This window comes from Dickeya parazeae Ech586, from assembly GCF_000025065.1.
GTDB classification, from domain to species: domain Bacteria; phylum Pseudomonadota; class Gammaproteobacteria; order Enterobacterales; family Enterobacteriaceae; genus Dickeya; species Dickeya zeae.
Genome location: NC_013592.1, coordinates 4,613,294 through 4,630,374 on the forward strand (window position 1 = coordinate 4,613,294; position 17,081 = coordinate 4,630,374).

A 17,081-nucleotide genomic window follows, 5' to 3' on the forward strand; every position below is an offset into this window, starting at 1 on the left:
CACGGCGCCAACAGCATAAAATATCATATTTAAAATTTGAGTTTTGCTTTATAAATAGTCAGTTATGCTGGTTTGAACACCAAAGAATAATTAATTACTCGAAAAATTAATGCCGGGAAAACCTTTTTCCCTGTTAACCGTACAGAAAAAGTTACACAACCCTTTTTCTACAGAATCACTACAATATTCTTAAGAATCAACAGGAGTACCCGCGTATGAGACTCTCGGTTGAACGCCTCACAAAAATCAGCGAACAGGACAGGCATGACCTGGCTTTCATTTGGCCACACCAGAATTTCGACGCACTGGAGCGCGACCTGAACCATGATCACCGCCTGTTTGCCGCCCGTTTTAACGGCCACCTGCTGGCCGGGGTGATTGTCGAAATCGATACAAACAGCGACAGTGCAGAGTTAACCGACCTGCAAGTCAGAACCTCCACCCGGCGGCATGGCGTCGGCAAGTATCTGCTCGACGAGGTACTAAAAGCCTGCCCTGACGTGAAAGAGTGGTGGCTGGACGCCGCCGACCATGCTCTGGTCAGCGAAGCCGTGATGGATAAGTTTATGCAATCCTGCGGTTTCTATCCGGTATCCGGCGGCTGGGAATACATTGTCAATCAGGAAGGGAAGTGAACAAGGAAGAAAAGTAGTGGCGTGCCACAGGCGCATCCGGTGATAAAAGCCTGGGGTATAAAACAAAACGACCGGGTAGTTTGAACTATCCCGGTCGTTTAGACGTTGTATCGTCTGCGAATGGCGTAGCGTTACGCTTCGATAGCCGCCCGCAGTTTCTTCATGGCGTTCTTTTCTAACTGACGCACACGCTCAGCAGACACACCGTAATGATCCGCCAGTTCCTGCAACGTGGACTTATTATCATCGTCCAGCCAGCGGGCACGGATAATATGCTGGCTACGCTCATCGAGCCCTTCCAGCGCATAGGTCAACTTGTCCGCCGCATGGGTTTCCCAGTTGTCCTCTTCGATGCCATCAGCAAAGTCGGAAGACTTATCCTGCAGGTACAGCATGGGCGCCATCGGCTGGCCCGGCTGCGCATCATCTTCCGGCGACGGATCAAAGGTCATATCCTGCGCCGCCATACGCGATTCCATTTCACGGACATCTTTGCTGGTCACACCCAGCTCACGCGCCACCAGTTCCACTTCATCCTGATTGAACCAGCCTAAACGCTGCTTGGTCTTACGCAGGTTAAAGAACAGTTTACGCTGCGCTTTGGTGGTCGCCACCTTGACGATACGCCAGTTGCGCAAGACATACTCGTGAATTTCGGCCTTGATCCAGTGCACGGCAAACGACACCAGACGAACGCCTACATCCGGGTTAAAGCGACGAACCGCCTTCATCAGACCGATGTTGCCTTCCTGAATCAGATCCGCCTGCGGCAGGCCATACCCTGAATAATTACGGGCAACATGAATAACAAAACGCAGGTGCGAAAGAATCAGCTGCTTGGCGGCGTCCAGATCCCCGTGATAATGCAGTCGTTCAGCCAGCGCCCGCTCTTCGTCTGCCGTCAGCATCGGATAGGCATTGGCGGCACGGATGTACCCTTCCAGACTGCCCTGGGGAACTAAGGCGAAAGTTTGCATATCTTTGGTCATTCCACCCCTCTCATTAATCATTCATAACGTTGCACATCATCGGATAGCATACCGGTAATTGCTGCACTTTCTGTGCCTAAAAAATCAATTTGCAGCACCTAAACACTATTTAGGGCTTACCACCGGTTTAGAGTGTGACGAACTGCACAAGTTCCACCATTTTTAACCATCTTATTTTTTATATCAAGATGGAGACAACAAGGTGGAAGACGGGCTGACAAACGGCTGAGGAAGGAAGCGGCACTAAAACCTTGGTCACACACTAAACGTTATTACACACTAAACGTCATTAAACACTGACCTTGGTTACACACTTCCCCCGCCGGGCGTCACTCACTTCGGGGGAAGAGTATACCAGAAAACCATCAGGCCGGACGGCGATACAGGCTATTGCGGTGTAAAACGGCGTAAATGTTGTACCGTAGCCAGCCAGGCCGCCAGCCAGCCAATCATCGCCGCGACCAGAATCAGCAGTAGCGCTTCATCCCAGCCCAACCCGCGTACCGTGAAGGTGGTGCCGAATACGGCCGCCACCTGCGCCGCCGCCCCGGATAACTTCCAGACCAGCGCCTGCGATAGGATCAACGACAATACCGCGCCGCAAAAACCCAACAACGCACCACCATGCAGGAACGGCCGCAGAATAAAACCGTCGGTAGCACCGATAAGTTTCATCACATTGATGGTTTCTCGACGGCTGAAAATACTAAGCCGCACACTGTTGCCGATCACCAAAAAGACCGCCACCACCATCAGAATGCCTATCGTCGCTGCCACCTGGCCCACCAGCCCGGTCAACGCTACCAGACGGGAGAACCAGCTGTCGTCCATGCGCACTTCATCCACCCCTTGAATAGCAGCGATGCGATCGCGCAAGGTCGTGAGTGTCTGGTTAGACTGGAAGCCCAATTTCGGCGAGACAATAGCCACCGCTGGCAGTGGGTTTTCCTCCAGCATATCCAGCGCGCCGCCAAAACCGGACCAGTTGCGAAACTCACCCATCGCCTCCTTGCGTGACAGGTAGTTGACCTTATCTACGCCGTCTTCCGCCTTGATTTTGCCCATCACCGCTTCGGCGGCGTTGTCATCCAGCGATTTGTCCAGATACACCGTCAATTGTGGTGTGGGATACCACTGTGACGCCGCCTGACTGACGTTTTTCCACACCAGATAACAGATGCTGGGCAGTGTCAGTGAAATGGCGATCACCATGATGGTTAATAGTGTAGCCAGCGGCTGACGCAGCATATCGCGCAGGGTATTCGTCCAGGCGTACCGCCACTGTTCCTGCCAGCCACCTTGTAAAGACCGGGATTTGGATTTGGTGTTGTTGGCGGCTCGTTGCGTGCGGGTATTATTCGCCATCGTGACCTCCCAGCATGCGCCCTTGCGCCAGCGTCAGCACCCGATAATGGCGACGGGCGATAAGCCCGGTATCATGCGTCGCCATCAGCACGGTGACGCCCACGCGGTTGAACTCTTCAAACAAGCGCAGAATACCTTCGGAGAGCGCGTCATCCAGGTTGCCGGTCGGTTCGTCCGCCAGCAGTACGGCAGGCTTATTCACCACCGCCCGGGCAATGCCGACACGCTGTTGTTCACCGCCAGAAAGCTGGATAGGGTAGCTGCGCGCCTTGTCGAGCAGCCCGACCTTATCCAGCGCCGCCGACACGCGGCGACGGATATCCTCGGCGCTGGCACCGGAGATAATCAGCGGCATAGCGACGTTTTCATACACCGTGCGATCCATCAGCAAATGGTGATCCTGAAAGATCATCCCGATCTGCCGGCGCAAAAACGGCACCTCACGTTTTTTCAGGCGGCTGATATCGTGCCCACCAAACAGGATATGGCCCGCGCTGGGGCGCTCAATCCCGCAAATCAGCTTCAGCAGGGTACTTTTCCCCGCACCAGAGTGACCGGTCAGAAATACCATTTCAGCCGGGCGGATATGAAAATCCACCCCCTGCAACGCCTGGCGACCACCGAGGTACGCCTTACTGACCTGCTCAAACCGAATCATCCGTTTTAATCCTCACGGGCAAACAAGGCTTCAATAAAATCATCCGCCTTGAACGGCCTTAAATCATCGATACTCTCTCCCACCCCGATATAGCGGATAGGAATGCCGAATTGATCGGCGATAGCGAAGATCACGCCGCCCTTGGCGGTGCCATCCAGTTTAGTCAACGTGATGCCACTGAGCCCAACCGCCTCATTAAACAGTTTGGCCTGGCTGACCGCGTTTTGACCGGTGCTGGCATCCAGCGTCAGCATCACTTCGTGCGGTGCGTCTTCATCCAGCTTCTTCATCACGCGCACAATTTTCTTCAGTTCTTCCATCAGGTGCGATTTGTTTTGCAAACGACCAGCAGTATCAGCAATCAACACATCGACGCCACGCGCTTTGGCGGCCTGCAACGCATCGAAAATCACCGAGGCAGAGTCCGCACCGGTGTGCTGCGCCACGACGGGTACATTGTTACGCTGGCCCCACACCTGCAACTGCTCCACTGCCGCCGCGCGGAACGTATCGCCTGCGGCCAGCATCACCGATTTGCCTTGCGCCTGATACTGACGCGCCAGCTTGCCGATGGTGGTGGTTTTCCCCACCCCGTTGACGCCAACCATCAAAATGACGAACGGCGTCTTGCTGTCGATAGCCAGCGGCACGTCCACTTTCGCCAGAATGTCGCTCATTTCCGATTTCAGCAACGCGATCAGCGCTTCAGCATCCTTCAGTTGCTTGCGGCTGGCATGTTCGGTCAGACGGGCGATAATTTTGCGGGTGGTTTCCACCCCAACATCGGCGATAAGCAGCTGTTCTTCCAGCTCATCAAACAGATCGTCATCAATTTTCTTACCGCGAAACAGACCGACAAATCCTGAACCCAGATTCTGACGAGTCTTGATCAAGCTGCGTTTGAGGCGGGCAAAAAAGCCTTCTTTGGTCGGGCGTTCCTGCTCTTGCGACACGACCGGTGCCGCCATCGCTGCCACCGTATCGTGCTCGGGTTCAGCCTGCTCCTCGACTTGCGCGTCATCTGGCGTTTCGGCGTCGTCTACTGCGTCGGCGTCAACGGCGACCTCATCTTCTACTTCTACGCCAGCGTCTGGCGTATCGGCTACCAGCGTCATGCCCGGTTGTTCAGGCGCTGCGGTTGATGTTTCTACTGCCGGGTCCTGCGGTTGCGCGTCTGACGACGGCGTTTGCGCCGTTTCGGCTGTCACCGCGTCTTGTACCGGCTGCTCGGGTACGGTTTCACTGATATTCTGTGCCGATGCCACCGCCGCAGGCGTTGCGTTATCCGCTGTCTTGTCCGCGGTCTGTGTCGCTTCCGGCACCGGTTGCGCTTGTTCGGTTTGCTCTTCGTCCTGACGCCCTAATCCCAGCCAGGAAAAAAATCCGCGCTTTTTCTCTTTCGCCATCGTGTAATTGCGCTCCTGCCACCCAGTGCGGCTGATCAATAACCAATGAAGTCAATAAAACAACGAGTTTAACACTTTCCCGACGCCAGCAACACGCGCCGGACCACCGAGGGGAGTGACAATCTCCGTAACCAGGTGTGTCAAGCAACGGACAAATCTGCGAATTTGGGGGATTTTTCCGCGTTTCCTCCCATTAACTGCATCTTTACATTTGCTACACCGGCCGCCACCGTTAAAATAACGCCTCACAAAATCCGACGGGCAGCCGTCGGTACCCTTTTCAGCAAAATACAGGTTATGGCAAAACATCAAGCGACATCCGCACCCGGCCAAATCCGCATCATCGGCGGGCAATGGCGTGGCAGAAAACTCCCCGTGCCGGACAGCCCCGGTTTACGCCCTACCACCGACCGCGTACGTGAGACCCTGTTCAACTGGCTCGCACCGGTGATTGCACACTCACGTTGTCTGGACTGTTTTGCCGGTAGCGGCGCGCTGGGGCTGGAAGCACTGTCCCGTGCCGCCGCCCACGCCACGCTGTTGGAAGCCGAACGCAACGTTGCACGTCAGTTGACGCAAAATCTGGCGCTCTTGCGTGCTGACAACGCCGAGGTGGTGAACACCGACACGCTGCAGTGGCTGGCTAAACCGTCGTCGGCGCTTCCTTTCGATGTGGTGTTTCTTGACCCGCCGTTTCGCCGTGGCCTGTTAGACGACACGCTGCGGCTGTTGGAAGCCGGTCACTGGCTGGCGAAAGAAGCCTGGATCTATATCGAAACCGAAGCGGAAAACCGCATGCTGGCCATTCCGCCCACCTGGTCGTTACACCGGGAAAAAACGGCGGGACAGGTTTCCTATCGTCTTTATATCCGTCACGCATCTGACGCAACGCCTGGAGGCAACGATGAGCATTTGGATTAACTTTGGCCGACTGCTGATGCTGGGTATATGGGGATTCTTGATTCTTAACCTGATTCATCCCTTTCCCCGCCCACTGAATATTTTCATGGTGCTGGCGATGGGATTCATGCTGTTGATGCACGGCGTGCAATTTCTGCTGCTCAAAGCCAGTCAACCCAAAGACGCCCCGCCGCTCAGCGGGATGTTGCAGTTGCGCATCTTTCTGTTTGGGGTAATTGAATTACTGGACTGGCAGCGCAAACAACCCGTGCCGCCGCGTAAAAAACGCTAACGGCAAACCGCCTATCAGCAGGGAAACGGTGGCGCGCCACGCGCCACCGGATAGCTTAGGTTTTTTTACCGGGCAAATAAGGAAAATGGGTGACGTTATCGCCCAGATCTGAAATACGCGCACTATCGCGATCACGCCCGGTCACCGCATCAATACGGATAATCGCCTGAAGCGGAATATAGCTGCGGCCCACACCGGCAAACTCCGTTTTCAGTTTTTCCGTGGTGGGATCAACCAGTACCGCAGACTGGTTATCGAAAACGAAGTCGGCAATTTCAATAAATCCGAACAGATTGCTCTGCACCAGCTCGCGCACATACAGCTGATAGTTCTTACCATTATTGATGAACTGGATACGGTAAAGTACGGGTTCATTGCTCATTAAAAGTTCGTCTCCCCCGGCTGGTTGTCGGGTATCATCATTCCGTCACAAAAACTGGCCGCTAACATAGCATGAAGCCTGACGCCTCTCCACCGGCACACCGGTCGAGGTCGCGGATCGTACCCACCCCGCTATCAGGTTCTACCTATACTTAGGTGACAACACGTTGACCTGGCATGACTTAGACAGGCAACGCCTGTCGGCGTGACCACACTGCCGGGCAGGCCAATAAAAAGCGAACACGCCGACTTTCGCGACACGGCGGGGCGGCGCCTTATTCACCCGATTAAAGGACACCCTATGCTCTGGTCTTTTATTGCCGTATTTTTTTCCGGCTGGCTGTACGTCGATGCCAGCTATCGAGGCCCGGTCTGGCAGCGCTGGTTGTTTAAACCGCTCACCCTGCTGTTGATGATGCTGATGGTCTGGCAGACACCGCAACTCGGTATCCCCGGTTATCTGGTGGTGCTGGGGCTGGCTGCCACCCTGATAGGTGACGCGTTGTTACAGCTTTCAGGCGAGAAAGTACAGTTCGCGCTGGCCGCCTATCTGGCCGCGCATGTGCTCTACACCATCAGCTTTTTCACCGTTCAGCCTTCACTGGGCTTATTCTGGCCATTGCCGCTGGTGCTAATACTGCTGTCGGCGCTGCTCCTGGCACTGCTGTGGTCACGGCTGAAAGCCGAGCGTCTGATGGTCACCGCGCTGGTATTAGTGACCGCCTTTATGGCATGGGTGGCAGGGGAACACTATTTTTCGCTGGGCAACGCCGCCAACTTCTCGTTACTGGCAGGCACGCTGCTGTTATTCGTCGGCCACGCCATCTGGCTGGTGAATCATTTTCGCGTTAGCTTCCGCGCCTATCAGGCATTGATGGCTATCTGTTACTTTGGCGGCCATTTCCTGATAGTGCGTTCGCTTTACGTCTGATAACAACGGCCTCCCGGCCAACCGGGGGCACATCGTTAGTGACGCGTTTAGTGGCGTGAGTTACGCGCCTTTACGCAACAGATAACGATACGGCAGTTGCTCGGTCGTTTGCGCCAGCAACTCATGCTCCATGTAACGGCAAAAACCGGGAATGTCGCGGGTGGTCGCCGGGTCATCGGCGATGATCAACAACGTTTGCCCGGTCTCCATCTGGCGCACCGTTTTGCGCACCATCATTACCGGTTCCGGGCAGCGCAGTCCTTGTGCGTCCAGCGTGTGGTCTGGATTGGCGAAAATATCGGTCATTCAGTGTCTCATTATGCTTATCGAATACAGTGCGGTGTAGTCATGCGACATCGTTAGTGCAGCGTAGTTTACGCTTCCCGCAAGGGGGTGCAAGCCGCCCGCCGAACATGAATTATAAGCACAAAAATGATGCGCTGACTAAGCATTGCAAAGCCGCAACAACGCGGTATGATGCCGACACGTTAGCGTTAAAAAGACGCATATACCCTAAATAACGCAAGTTTACCGCACGGTAGAAACCGAACGTCTCATCCTGAGCTTATCTGAGCCAGTTATTCAGGTGAAACAAGGGCGACCAGGGCGGCGGTAACCTGAAGCATGGCGGGTATGACGAGGCAATAGTCTGGGTTCCCTCACCCCAATAACCAAAAAAAGGTCACATTATGTTTCAGTTCTCCGCGCAACAGCGGCTGACAGCGCTATGCTGGCTGTCGCTCTTCCATATTCTGGTCATTATTTCCAGTAACTATCTGGTGCAGTTGCCCATTACGATTTTTGGCTTTCACACCACCTGGGGTGCCTTTACCTTCCCGTTTATCTTTTTGGCTTCTGATTTGACGGTACGCATTTTCGGTGCGCCGCTGGCCCGCCGCATTATTCTGACCGTGATGGTACCGGCACTGATCGCCTCATATCTGGTCTCTTCCCTGTTTTATAAAGGTGAATGGCAGGGTTTCAGCGCGCTAAGTCAGGTGAATCCGATGGTCGCACGTATCGCCGCCGCCAGCCTGATGGCTTATGTGCTGGGTCAGATTCTCGACGTACACGTTTTCAACCGTCTGCGTCAGCTCAAAGCCTGGTGGGTAGCCCCAGCGGCCTCCGCGGTGTTTGGTAACCTGAGCGATACGGTAGCGTTCTTCTTTATCGCCTTTTATCGCAGTACCGACCCGTTCATGGCGACCCACTGGATGGAAATCGCGACGGTGGATTATTTCTTCAAAATCGCCATCAACCTGGTCTTTTTCCTGCCGATGTACGGCGTACTGCTCAACATGTTGCTGCGCCGCCTGAGCCAGCCAGGGAGCTCGCCGTTCCAGAATCAGGCCGCCTGATACACGTTTTTATATAAAACGGATTTTCCCGCCCAGAAAGGGGTTTCGGAATAGCCGGAAAATTGCCTGCCTCAACCTGATTCGGGCGTAATAACAGCCAGCGTAATAACAAAACGCTTGTTTTTATGCCCCGAATCAGGTGCCATAGCGCCACTTCTGTTTTTGTTCGTGATGAAAGAAAGGATACCCATGCCAAACTTAGCGAAATATATCGGTATTGGTCTGCTGGCCGCTACACTGGCTGCTTGTGACGGCAACAGTGATAAAAAAGCCACCGCGCCAGCCGCTAACCCGGCGGCAGAAAAAACCACCGTGCAGAATGTGTCCCTGCTCTCCGGTAAACTGAGCTTTACCCTGCCAGACGGCGTGAGCGACCAAAGTGGTAAACTGGGCAATCAGAACAACAACATGCACGTCTATGCGGATCAGAGCGGCCAGAAAGCCATCATCGTGATTATCGGTGATGACACGCCGCTGGACCTGCCAGCATTGGGCCAACGGTTGGAACAACAGCAACGTAACCGCGACGCCAGCCTTCAGGTACTGGGCAACAAAACGACTGAGATCAACGGTCATCAGATTCAACAATTAGACAGTGTCATGACCAGCAATGGACAGAAAGCCTTCTCGTCCATCGTACTGGCTAAAGTAGACAATCGCTTGTTGACGCTGCAAATCACCCTGCCAGCAGATAACGTGTCTCAGGCACAGACTGACGCAGGTAAGATAATCAGTACGCTGAAACTGAACTGATTCGACGTCTTCTCGATTATCCCGCCGCGCCAACAATGGCTGACGGCGGGAATATTCTCATCCTACGCGACCTTCCTGCCCCACACGCAACGACAATCGCGCCGTCAGCAACAACCCCACCAACGCCAGTACCGCCGCGGCCAGATAGATAGCATCGATAGGGGTATAGGCCATCATGACGCCTGCCGCCGGTCCCGCCACCCCGAGTGAGAGATCAAGAAAGATGGTGTAAGTTGCCAGCGCACTGCCCTGATTCTGGGCTGATACCGCTTTGACAGCCACCACACCCAGCGCCGGGAATACCAGTGAAAACCCGGCACCGGCGAAAAACGCGCCCACTTCCGCCATCAGTGGGTAAGACGCCAGCCACACCAGCAGCAGACCGGCACCTTCCACCACAAAACAGACCAGCGCTACGCGCAGGCCGCCAAAACGGCTAATCACATTGGGGAACAACAGCCGTGTACCAACAAAAGCACAACTGAACACACTTAAGGTCAGCGCGGCACCTTGCCACTGATGGCTGGCGTAAAACAACGTAATAAACGTCGAAATCACGCCAAATCCCGCGGACGCCAGTGACAAAATCACACCATACAACCAGACCTTACCCAGTACCTCACGAAACGGCAGTTTCTTACCCGGTGTGACCGTAACCGCCGGACGCGGCAGCGCCAGTAAAATCGCCGTACCGGCCACCACCACAATCACCAGTGCCAACAAACGCAATCCGCCCAAATGATAAATCCATACCCCCAGCGGCGCGCCAATCGCCATCGCACCGTAAGTCGCCACACCATTCCACGAAATCACCCGGCCAATGTGTAACGACCCGACCACACCAACGCCCCATAGCGTGGCGCCGGTCCCGGCAAAGCTCTGTCCTATTCCGAGAATCAGACGCCCCACACACAGTAAGACCAGCGCCAGCATCGGTGAGCTGTCGCTCCAGGAGGCCAGCGCATAGAACACGCCACTTAGCAGTACTCCCGTCAATCCAAACACCACCACCTGCTTTGGCCCTTTTTCATCGGCATGGCGGCCAGCACGAGGACGACTGAGCAGGGTAGAAAAATATTGCAGGCTGATAACCAAACCGGCCCAGAATGCGCTAAACCCGAGGTGTTCATGCACATACCCCGGCAATACCGCCAGCGGCAAACCAATATTCAGGTAACTGGCAAAATTAAACATCACCACGGACATGATGCGTAAATTCAAACGTAAGCCACCGGGAGAGGGTTTCGGCGCTACAGGCGGCGTGGCAACAGGCATGACGGATAGGCTCGCTTTCGGGTCGCGTCGACAGGCGAACGCGGCGGACAGACAACGTTAAGATTCCGAGTATAAACAAGACATTTTCGTCTTTCAGCATCAATCCGGGTGATATAACTTCTTTACGCGTTAACGTTTACATGAGCACCACTTTGACATAACAGCAGTACGCCTGCGTTATACTCAGCAGGCGTATTACGTCCAGGAGAAACTGCATGCCTGTGAAGCCCGCCGCCCCGCACACGTCATCGACCGAACAGAGTGCGCCGCATCAACAACCCGGCCGTCTGGCCCGCTGGCTACATCGCATCCGGTCGGTACCGGCTATCGCGCATCTTATCCGTGCAGGGGAACGCTTTAACGACCGCATGGGTAACCAGTTCGGTGCCGCTATCACCTACTTTTCATTCCTGTCGTTGATTCCGATTTTGATGGTGTCGTTCGCCACGGTTGGGTTTGTGTTGGCCTCCAACCCCGACCTGCTGACGGGGCTTATCAACCGTATCGTCAACAGCATCAGCGACCCGAACCTGGCCCGCACCCTGAAGAACACCGTGAATACCGCCGTGCGCCAGCGCACAACGGTCGGACTAACCGGCTTGCTGATAGCGCTGTATTCGGGCGTTAACTGGATAGGCAACCTGCGCGAGGCGATTCGCGCTCAGTCACGCGATGTGTGGGAGCGCCAGCCCCATGAAGAAGAGAAACTGTATCTGCGCTATCTGTGGGACTTCCTGTCGCTGATTGGGTTGCTGCTGGCACTGGGGATCACGCTTTTTCTCACCTCAGTTGCAGGTAGCGCGCAGGCCACCATTGTGCGGGCGTTGGGTCTGGGCGGCATTGAATGGCTGCGACCGGCCATGACGTTAATTGCGTTATCCATCTCTATTTTCGCCAACTATCTGTTGTTTTTGTGGATACTGTGGGTGTTGCCACGCCATAATCCCCGACGCACGCCGCTGTTACGCGGCACGTTGATGGCGGCCATCGGCTTTGAAATGTTGAAATTCGCCATGACGGTGGCGTTACCCAAACTGGCGACCTCGCCTTCCGGTGCCGCGTTTGGTTCCGTTATCGGTCTGATGACGTTTTTCTACTTTTTTGCACGCCTGACGCTGTTCTGCGCCGCCTGGATAGCTACAGCAACCCCAAAAGATGATGCCAGCCGATCGGCACCGTGACCCGACGCCTGACATGTACCACGCTGATAACCAGGAGTACCCCCATGCCTTTCGTTAATATTCGCATCACCAAAGACGGCGCCAGCGCCGAGCAAAAGAAACAACTGATTGCCGGTGTAACGCAGTTGCTGGTCGATACGCTGGGGAAAAACCCGGCCACCACCGTCGTCATTATCGATGAAGTGGAAACCGACAATTGGGGTATTGGCGGGCAGAGCGTTACCGAGCGCCGCCAGCAGCAGTCATAACAGGAAACACTCTGTATTACCCCCTCACACTGCGGCAAGGATCGGGATTACAAGCGGTTTTCCCGATCCATATCATGAAAAAATAAAACATCGTTTCATCACTATTGACTCTATGCCGTGTAATGTTGAGACTGGCGCTAGTTTCCATTGGGTTCACCTTCTCTTTTTTACAGGTCAGCTGTCATGACGATGAAGAACATTGCGATTATTGGCGAGTGCATGATTGAACTGTCACAAAAAGGCGCGGATCTTAGCCGTGGCTTTGGTGGCGATACCCTCAACACTGCCGTCTATATCTCCCGCCAGGTAAAACCAGACGCGCTCGGTGTGCACTATGTCACCGCACTGGGTACCGACTCCTTCAGTAGTGAAATGATGGCGTCCTGGCAACAGGAAGGTGTCAAAACCGATCTGATCCAACGTCTGGACAACAAATTACCGGGGCTGTATTTCATCGAAACCGACGCTACCGGCGAGCGTACCTTTTACTACTGGCGCAACGACGCCGCCGCCCGTTATTGGCTGGAAAGCCCGGATGCCGAAACCATCAGCCATCAACTGGCAAAATTCGACTACATCTACCTGAGCGGTATCAGCCTGGCTATCCTCAATCAGCACAGTCGCGAACGTCTGCTGGCTGTACTACGTGCGTGCCGCGCCAACGGTGGCAAAGTGATTTTCGACAACAACTACCGCCCGCGCCTGTGGCAAAGCAAGGAAGAAACCCGCCAGTCGTACAGCGCCATGCTGACCTGCACCGATATCGCGTTCCTGACGCTGGATGACGAAGATATGCTATGGGGTGAGATGCCGGTAGATGAGGTGCTCAAACGCACCCACGGTGCTGGCGTGACCGAAGTGGTTGTCAAACGTGGAGCAGATTCCTGTCTGGTGTCCATTGAGGGCGAATCACTGCTGGAAATTCCGGCCATTAAACTGCCAAAAGAGAACGTCGTCGATACCACCGCAGCAGGTGACTCATTTAGCGCCGGTTACCTGTCGGTGCGTCTCAATGGTGGCAGTGCAGAGGATGCCGCCAAACGCGGCCACCTGACCGCCAGTACCGTGATTCAATATCGTGGGGCGATTATCCCGCTGGAAGCCATGCCTGCCTGAACAGCGCTATAGCGCCGAAGAAACCAAAAACGCCGCGTCAGTACCATGCTGACGCGGCGTTTTTATTACTATCAATTACTGCTATTAAATTATTGCTATCGAACCACAAGTATCACTAATCAACGACGGTTGCCGTCTTACTGCCGGTTACCGAACCGACAGTAAGCGAAACGTTAGCGCTATCTATCTACCCAAACCAACGCTGAGCGCTAACGTAACGGAGCGTTAGCGCACCGCCGAATTTTCATCCTGCGGTGCTCTGGCAGCGTCCGGCGTGGTAGACGCGGCGTTATTATCCGGCTTCATGATACTCATATAGGTTTCCCGCAACGCCTTCATGTTGGCTTCGGGCTCACCTTGCGGTTGCAGCATCATCAATGTCGCTTCCTGAGACAGTTGTTGATGCAGTTCCTGATTCAGCATCTCCAGCGTAACGGACGCCAGATAATTCTGACGCAGTTTCTGATATTGCTCCGGTGCGATATCCACCACCCCGTTTTTCTGCGAACGCAGGCGCTGATCCATCAGAATATCGGTGCTGGCACGGGCGTAAGTCGCGAACAGTTTACCCAGCTCTTCTGTCTTACGCGCCATCAGCGTTTCGAACTCAGCCTGAGACAACCCTTTATCCCGTAACGCCAGCAGTTCTTTGCTCAGGAATGTCACGCCGGTCTGCGCTGACTCGCCGGTGACATTATCCAGATGGATAGCGCACTGGGCGCGGCCATACACCACGTTGCAGTCAAAACGGATATTGGTGTCTTTCAGCGGACTTTTGGTCAATGCCTGCTGCATGTGCCAGAACAGCGCCTCGCGTGCCAAATCGCTATGCCAGTAACGAGCCAGCGCCTTTGAATCACGAATGGGTTGCCAGGGCATATCCCACACCAGCGACAGAATATCCTGTTTTACACCGCTATCCATCAGGCTTATCGGGTTCGACGGCATCGCAGACAGCGTCGGCAACGGCGATGGCGTCACCCGTTTCCCCTGTAACGGCGAAAACGCCTTGTCTATCTGTTCGGCGATAGCACGACTGTCAACATTCCCCACCACATACAACGTCATGGCATCCGGGGTGTACCAGGTTTTGTAGTATTTACTCAGTTGCTCGGCCGTGACCGATGCTTTCAGCGGCTGCCCTGGCGCGTATGACAGCAATGACGATCCCTTCAAACGATAGCGCCAGCTCGGGTCCTGCGGATTGGCAGGTGCGGTGGCTACCGGGTCAATCATCTTCGTCGCTGATGCGATGCGCTTATCATTGATCGGCAACTGGCCTGCAGTATCCGCCAGCCAGCTCAGCGCGTCTTTCAACAGGTCGGGCCGGTTATTCGGCAGACTCAGGTTGTACGAAGTAAAGTCATACGACGTCGTGGCCGGAGGCAACGGCCGGGTTTCGCTTTCAGACTGCTGCCACAAGGATGGCAACTGGCCTGCAGAAAAGGTATCGCGCGGCAACAATGCCAGGCGTGGAATAAAATGGGCAAACCCCGTCTGTTGCGCATTTTCCGTCAATGAACCGGTATTAATCATCAGCCGTAGTTCAATCCGGTCACTGGGACGCTGGGGTGTTGCAAGAAGCTGCCAGCTAAAGCCGTTATCCAGCTTGCCTTGTTGCCAGGCGGGATCGGGTTGTAGTGCTTCAGCCTGCACGTTGCCGACAGCCATCGCCAGCAACACTCCACCAACAAAAAGGCCAAATTTGGTGCCCTGCATGTGAACCCCTACTTTAATCACTAACCAATACAGTATGTTTTTGTGAATTCGGGTGACATCGTCCTGCCACCTCACGTGTCATACCCAAATCGTTCGAGCTGCAGGACAACGCGCCCGTTTTGAACAACGCAAAACGCGGGCCCTTCAAGGGAAAAGCTCATATGAGCCTTGTAACGCGGCAACCGGGTGAGTGAGGGCAGCCAACGCACCTGCAACTTGAAGTACGACGGGTATAGTCGCCTCACAAAAAACGAGAGGCGAAGTGTACCATCAGGTTAGACAGCGTGCTTTCGTCTATGTCACTCAACAACGTGAAAATAAGAGTAAAAAATTTAGTGGCGCCTAAATCTAACACAGAATGGATGAAAATTACCCACAGTCCGTGAAACGAACTGTGGGTAACCGGCAGGGAAAAATCCGAACTACACTATCCAACTATCAGGATGGGCGGGATTGCGCCGCCGTGCCGTCCTGACGGCCGGACAACACATCGCTCATCTGTTTGGAATCAAGCTGTTTACACCACTTGGCAACCACTACCGTCGCCACACCGTTGCCCACCAGGTTGGTCAGCGCACGGGCTTCGGACATAAAGCGGTCAATACCCAGAATCAGCGCCAGACCGGCAATCGGCAGATGTCCTACGGCAGAAATGGTCGCCGCCAGCACAATAAAGCCACTACCCGTCACCCCCGCAGCACCTTTGGAGGACAACAGCAACACCACCAATAACGTTATCTGATGCCAGATATCCATGTGGCTGTTGGTGGCCTGAGCGATAAATACTGCCGCCATGGTCAGGTAAATCGAGGTACCGTCCAGGTTGAAGGAGTAGCCGGTCGGGATAACCAGACCCACCACCGATTTCTTACAACCCAGTTTTTCCATCTTCTCCAGCATACGCGGCAGCGCGGACTCGGAAGACGACGTTCCCAGTACGATCAGCAACTCTTCACGAATGTAACGAATGAATTTGAAGATGCTGAAACCGGTGGCTCTGGCAATGGTACCCAGCACCAGTACCACGAACAGGATACAGGTAATGTAGAAGCAGATGATCAACTGCCCCAGTTGTATCAGCGTACCCACGCCATATTTACCGATGGTAAAGGCCATCGCACCAAATGCCCCCAACGGTGCCAGACGCATGATCATATTGATGATGCCGAAAATGACCCGGGAGAAACTGTCAATCACGTCGAAAATCAGCACACCTTTGTCACCCAGGTGGTGCAGAGCAAAACCGAACATGACCGCAAACAGCAACACCTGCAGGATGTTGCCGCTGGCAAATGCGCCAATGACGCTGGAAGGAATAATATCCATCAGGAACGGCACCACGCCTTGCTTACCCGCTTCCGTAGCGTAGTTCGCCACCGCTGCGGCGTTCAACGACGATGGATCGACGTTCATGCCCGCGCCAGGCTGCAATACGTTCACCACCACCAGACCGATAATCAGCGCCAGTGTACTGACAACCTCAAAATAGAGCAGCGCAGCCGCACCGGTGCGCCCGACCGCTTTCATACTCTCCATCCCGGCAATACCGGTGACGACGGTACAAAAGATCACTGGCGCGATCACCATTTTGATTAATTTCACGAATCCATCGCCCAGAGGCTGCATCTGCTGCCCCAGCGCCGGGTAGAAATGACCCAGCAATATCCCTATGGTAATAGCTGTAAGCACCTGAAAGTAGAGACTTTTGAATATTGATTTTTTCATAGTGTGACGTCCTTTGATGGGAAAAGACACGGGGGACAAAGAACGATAAAGTTGCCGCCTGTGCTTGCGTCGGAAAATAACATCCCGATAACAGAGAAAATACTTTTATAACTTTAGTTTGTGAACGTCCGGTTAAAAACAAGAGCTGA

18 protein-coding genes are annotated in these 17,081 nt (G+C 54.3%); 9 read left to right on the top strand and 9 right to left on the bottom strand.

Features of this window, described 5'->3' with window-relative positions:
• The first annotated feature begins 215 nt into the window (after positions 1 to 215).
• Positions 216 to 635, top strand: a complete 420-nt coding sequence (gene panM, locus DD586_RS20135) for an aspartate 1-decarboxylase autocleavage activator PanM (RefSeq protein ID WP_012886633.1) — start codon at positions 216 to 218, stop codon at positions 633 to 635.
• Positions 636 to 766: 131 nt separating this feature from the next.
• Here the strand turns inward: panM and rpoH are convergent, their stop codons facing one another.
• The 4 genes from rpoH to ftsY all read right to left on the bottom strand — a co-directional run bounded on the left by rpoH (position 767) and on the right by ftsY (position 5,053).
• Complete coding sequence (gene rpoH, locus DD586_RS20140; RefSeq protein WP_012886634.1) at positions 767 to 1,624, bottom strand: RNA polymerase sigma factor RpoH; 858 nt, start codon at positions 1,622 to 1,624, stop codon at positions 767 to 769.
• A 387-nt stretch (positions 1,625 to 2,011) separates the two neighbouring features.
• A complete protein-coding gene (gene ftsX / locus DD586_RS20145; protein ID WP_012886635.1) occupies positions 2,012 to 2,989 on the bottom strand; it encodes a permease-like cell division protein FtsX in 978 nt (325 codons plus the stop codon).
• A complete protein-coding gene (gene ftsE, locus DD586_RS20150) occupies positions 2,979 to 3,647 on the bottom strand; it encodes a cell division ATP-binding protein FtsE (protein WP_012886636.1) in 669 nt (222 codons plus the stop codon). Before ftsE ends, ftsX begins: the two co-directional genes overlap by 11 nt.
• A gap of 5 nt (positions 3,648 to 3,652) precedes the next feature.
• Positions 3,653 to 5,053, bottom strand: a complete 1,401-nt coding sequence (gene ftsY / locus DD586_RS20155) for a signal recognition particle-docking protein FtsY (protein WP_012886637.1) — start codon at positions 5,051 to 5,053, stop codon at positions 3,653 to 3,655.
• Positions 5,054 to 5,350: 297 nt separating this feature from the next.
• Here ftsY and rsmD point away from each other — a divergent pair, with 297 nt between their 5' ends.
• Complete coding sequence (rsmD, locus tag DD586_RS20160; RefSeq protein ID WP_012886638.1) at positions 5,351 to 5,974, top strand: 16S rRNA (guanine(966)-N(2))-methyltransferase; 624 nt, start codon at positions 5,351 to 5,353, stop codon at positions 5,972 to 5,974.
• A complete protein-coding gene (locus DD586_RS20165; RefSeq protein ID WP_041165131.1) occupies positions 5,964 to 6,245 on the top strand; it encodes a DUF1145 family protein in 282 nt (93 codons plus the stop codon). Before rsmD ends, DD586_RS20165 begins: the two co-directional genes overlap by 11 nt.
• A gap of 55 nt (positions 6,246 to 6,300) precedes the next feature.
• Here the strand turns inward: DD586_RS20165 and DD586_RS20170 are convergent, their stop codons facing one another.
• Positions 6,301 to 6,627 (bottom strand): DUF1820 family protein, encoded by a 327-nt coding sequence (locus DD586_RS20170; RefSeq protein WP_012886640.1) that lies wholly within the window; start codon positions 6,625 to 6,627, stop codon positions 6,301 to 6,303.
• Positions 6,628 to 6,927: 300 nt separating this feature from the next.
• Between DD586_RS20170 and DD586_RS20175 the strand changes: the two genes are divergently transcribed.
• On the top strand, positions 6,928 to 7,557 hold the full coding sequence (locus DD586_RS20175) for a lysoplasmalogenase (protein WP_012886641.1): 630 nt from the start codon (positions 6,928 to 6,930) through the stop codon (positions 7,555 to 7,557).
• Positions 7,558 to 7,617: 60 nt separating this feature from the next.
• Here the strand turns inward: DD586_RS20175 and tusA are convergent, their stop codons facing one another.
• On the bottom strand, positions 7,618 to 7,863 hold the full coding sequence (tusA, locus tag DD586_RS20180) for a sulfurtransferase TusA (protein WP_012886642.1): 246 nt from the start codon (positions 7,861 to 7,863) through the stop codon (positions 7,618 to 7,620).
• A gap of 383 nt (positions 7,864 to 8,246) precedes the next feature.
• On the opposite strand from tusA, the gene DD586_RS20185 reads away from it, so the two are divergent.
• Positions 8,247 to 8,915 (top strand): 7-cyano-7-deazaguanine/7-aminomethyl-7-deazaguanine transporter, encoded by a 669-nt coding sequence (locus DD586_RS20185; protein WP_012886643.1) that lies wholly within the window; start codon positions 8,247 to 8,249, stop codon positions 8,913 to 8,915.
• Positions 8,916 to 9,104: 189 nt separating this feature from the next.
• Positions 9,105 to 9,668 (top strand): DcrB family lipoprotein, encoded by a 564-nt coding sequence (locus DD586_RS20190; RefSeq protein WP_012886644.1) that lies wholly within the window; start codon positions 9,105 to 9,107, stop codon positions 9,666 to 9,668.
• A gap of 57 nt (positions 9,669 to 9,725) precedes the next feature.
• Here DD586_RS20190 and DD586_RS20195 read toward each other — a convergent pair whose 3' ends face one another.
• Positions 9,726 to 10,943: an MFS transporter gene (locus DD586_RS20195; RefSeq protein ID WP_012886645.1), complete on the bottom strand. Its 1,218-nt coding sequence runs from the start codon at positions 10,941 to 10,943 to the stop codon at positions 9,726 to 9,728.
• A gap of 215 nt (positions 10,944 to 11,158) precedes the next feature.
• Between DD586_RS20195 and yhjD the strand changes: the two genes are divergently transcribed.
• From yhjD to kdgK, 3 genes are all read left to right on the top strand, one after another.
• Complete coding sequence (gene yhjD, locus DD586_RS20200) at positions 11,159 to 12,124, top strand: inner membrane protein YhjD (RefSeq protein WP_012886646.1); 966 nt, start codon at positions 11,159 to 11,161, stop codon at positions 12,122 to 12,124.
• 26 nt (positions 12,125 to 12,150) lie between these two features.
• A complete protein-coding gene (locus tag DD586_RS20205) occupies positions 12,151 to 12,372 on the top strand; it encodes a 4-oxalocrotonate tautomerase family protein (protein WP_267195274.1) in 222 nt (73 codons plus the stop codon).
• 183 nt (positions 12,373 to 12,555) lie between these two features.
• Positions 12,556 to 13,488 carry a 2-dehydro-3-deoxygluconokinase gene (gene kdgK, locus DD586_RS20210; RefSeq protein ID WP_012886648.1) on the top strand — a complete coding sequence of 311 codons (933 nt, stop codon included), beginning with the start codon at positions 12,556 to 12,558 and terminating at the stop codon, positions 13,486 to 13,488.
• A gap of 225 nt (positions 13,489 to 13,713) precedes the next feature.
• Here the strand turns inward: kdgK and DD586_RS20215 are convergent, their stop codons facing one another.
• Both DD586_RS20215 and DD586_RS20220 read right to left on the bottom strand, forming a co-directional pair.
• On the bottom strand, positions 13,714 to 15,207 hold the full coding sequence (locus tag DD586_RS20215; RefSeq protein ID WP_012886649.1) for a M16 family metallopeptidase: 1,494 nt from the start codon (positions 15,205 to 15,207) through the stop codon (positions 13,714 to 13,716).
• A 438-nt stretch (positions 15,208 to 15,645) separates the two neighbouring features.
• The gene (locus DD586_RS20220; protein WP_012886650.1) at positions 15,646 to 16,932 is read right to left on the bottom strand and encodes a dicarboxylate/amino acid:cation symporter; all 1,287 of its coding nucleotides are present in this window, start codon (positions 16,930 to 16,932) and stop codon (positions 15,646 to 15,648) included.
• Positions 16,933 to 17,081 lie beyond the last annotated feature (149 nt).

What these genes read in the sequence shown, in the direction of transcription:
- DD586_RS20175 (WP_012886641.1), top strand. Translation starts at nt 6,928, where the DNA reads ATGCTCTGGTCTTTTATTGCCGTATTTTTTTCCGGCTGGCTGTACGTC.
- DD586_RS20190 (WP_012886644.1), top strand. Translation starts at nt 9,105, where the DNA reads ATGCCAAACTTAGCGAAATATATCGGTATTGGTCTGCTGGCCGCTACA.
- tusA (WP_012886642.1), bottom strand. Translation starts at nt 7,863, where the DNA reads ATGACCGATATTTTCGCCAATCCAGACCACACGCTGGACGCACAAGGA.
- DD586_RS20215 (WP_012886649.1), bottom strand. Translation starts at nt 15,207, where the DNA reads ATGCAGGGCACCAAATTTGGCCTTTTTGTTGGTGGAGTGTTGCTGGCG.
- yhjD (WP_012886646.1), top strand. Translation starts at nt 11,159, where the DNA reads ATGCCTGTGAAGCCCGCCGCCCCGCACACGTCATCGACCGAACAGAGT.
- ftsE (WP_012886636.1), bottom strand. Translation starts at nt 3,647, where the DNA reads ATGATTCGGTTTGAGCAGGTCAGTAAGGCGTACCTCGGTGGTCGCCAG.
- rpoH (WP_012886634.1), bottom strand. Translation starts at nt 1,624, where the DNA reads ATGACCAAAGATATGCAAACTTTCGCCTTAGTTCCCCAGGGCAGTCTG.
- rsmD (WP_012886638.1), top strand. Translation starts at nt 5,351, where the DNA reads ATGGCAAAACATCAAGCGACATCCGCACCCGGCCAAATCCGCATCATC.
- DD586_RS20220 (WP_012886650.1), bottom strand. Translation starts at nt 16,932, where the DNA reads ATGAAAAAATCAATATTCAAAAGTCTCTACTTTCAGGTGCTTACAGCT.
- ftsX (WP_012886635.1), bottom strand. Translation starts at nt 2,989, where the DNA reads ATGGCGAATAATACCCGCACGCAACGAGCCGCCAACAACACCAAATCC.
- ftsY (WP_012886637.1), bottom strand. Translation starts at nt 5,053, where the DNA reads ATGGCGAAAGAGAAAAAGCGCGGATTTTTTTCCTGGCTGGGATTAGGG.
- DD586_RS20185 (WP_012886643.1), top strand. Translation starts at nt 8,247, where the DNA reads ATGTTTCAGTTCTCCGCGCAACAGCGGCTGACAGCGCTATGCTGGCTG.
- panM (WP_012886633.1), top strand. Translation starts at nt 216, where the DNA reads ATGAGACTCTCGGTTGAACGCCTCACAAAAATCAGCGAACAGGACAGG.
- DD586_RS20195 (WP_012886645.1), bottom strand. Translation starts at nt 10,943, where the DNA reads ATGCCTGTTGCCACGCCGCCTGTAGCGCCGAAACCCTCTCCCGGTGGC.
- kdgK (WP_012886648.1), top strand. Translation starts at nt 12,556, where the DNA reads ATGACGATGAAGAACATTGCGATTATTGGCGAGTGCATGATTGAACTG.
- DD586_RS20170 (WP_012886640.1), bottom strand. Translation starts at nt 6,627, where the DNA reads ATGAGCAATGAACCCGTACTTTACCGTATCCAGTTCATCAATAATGGT.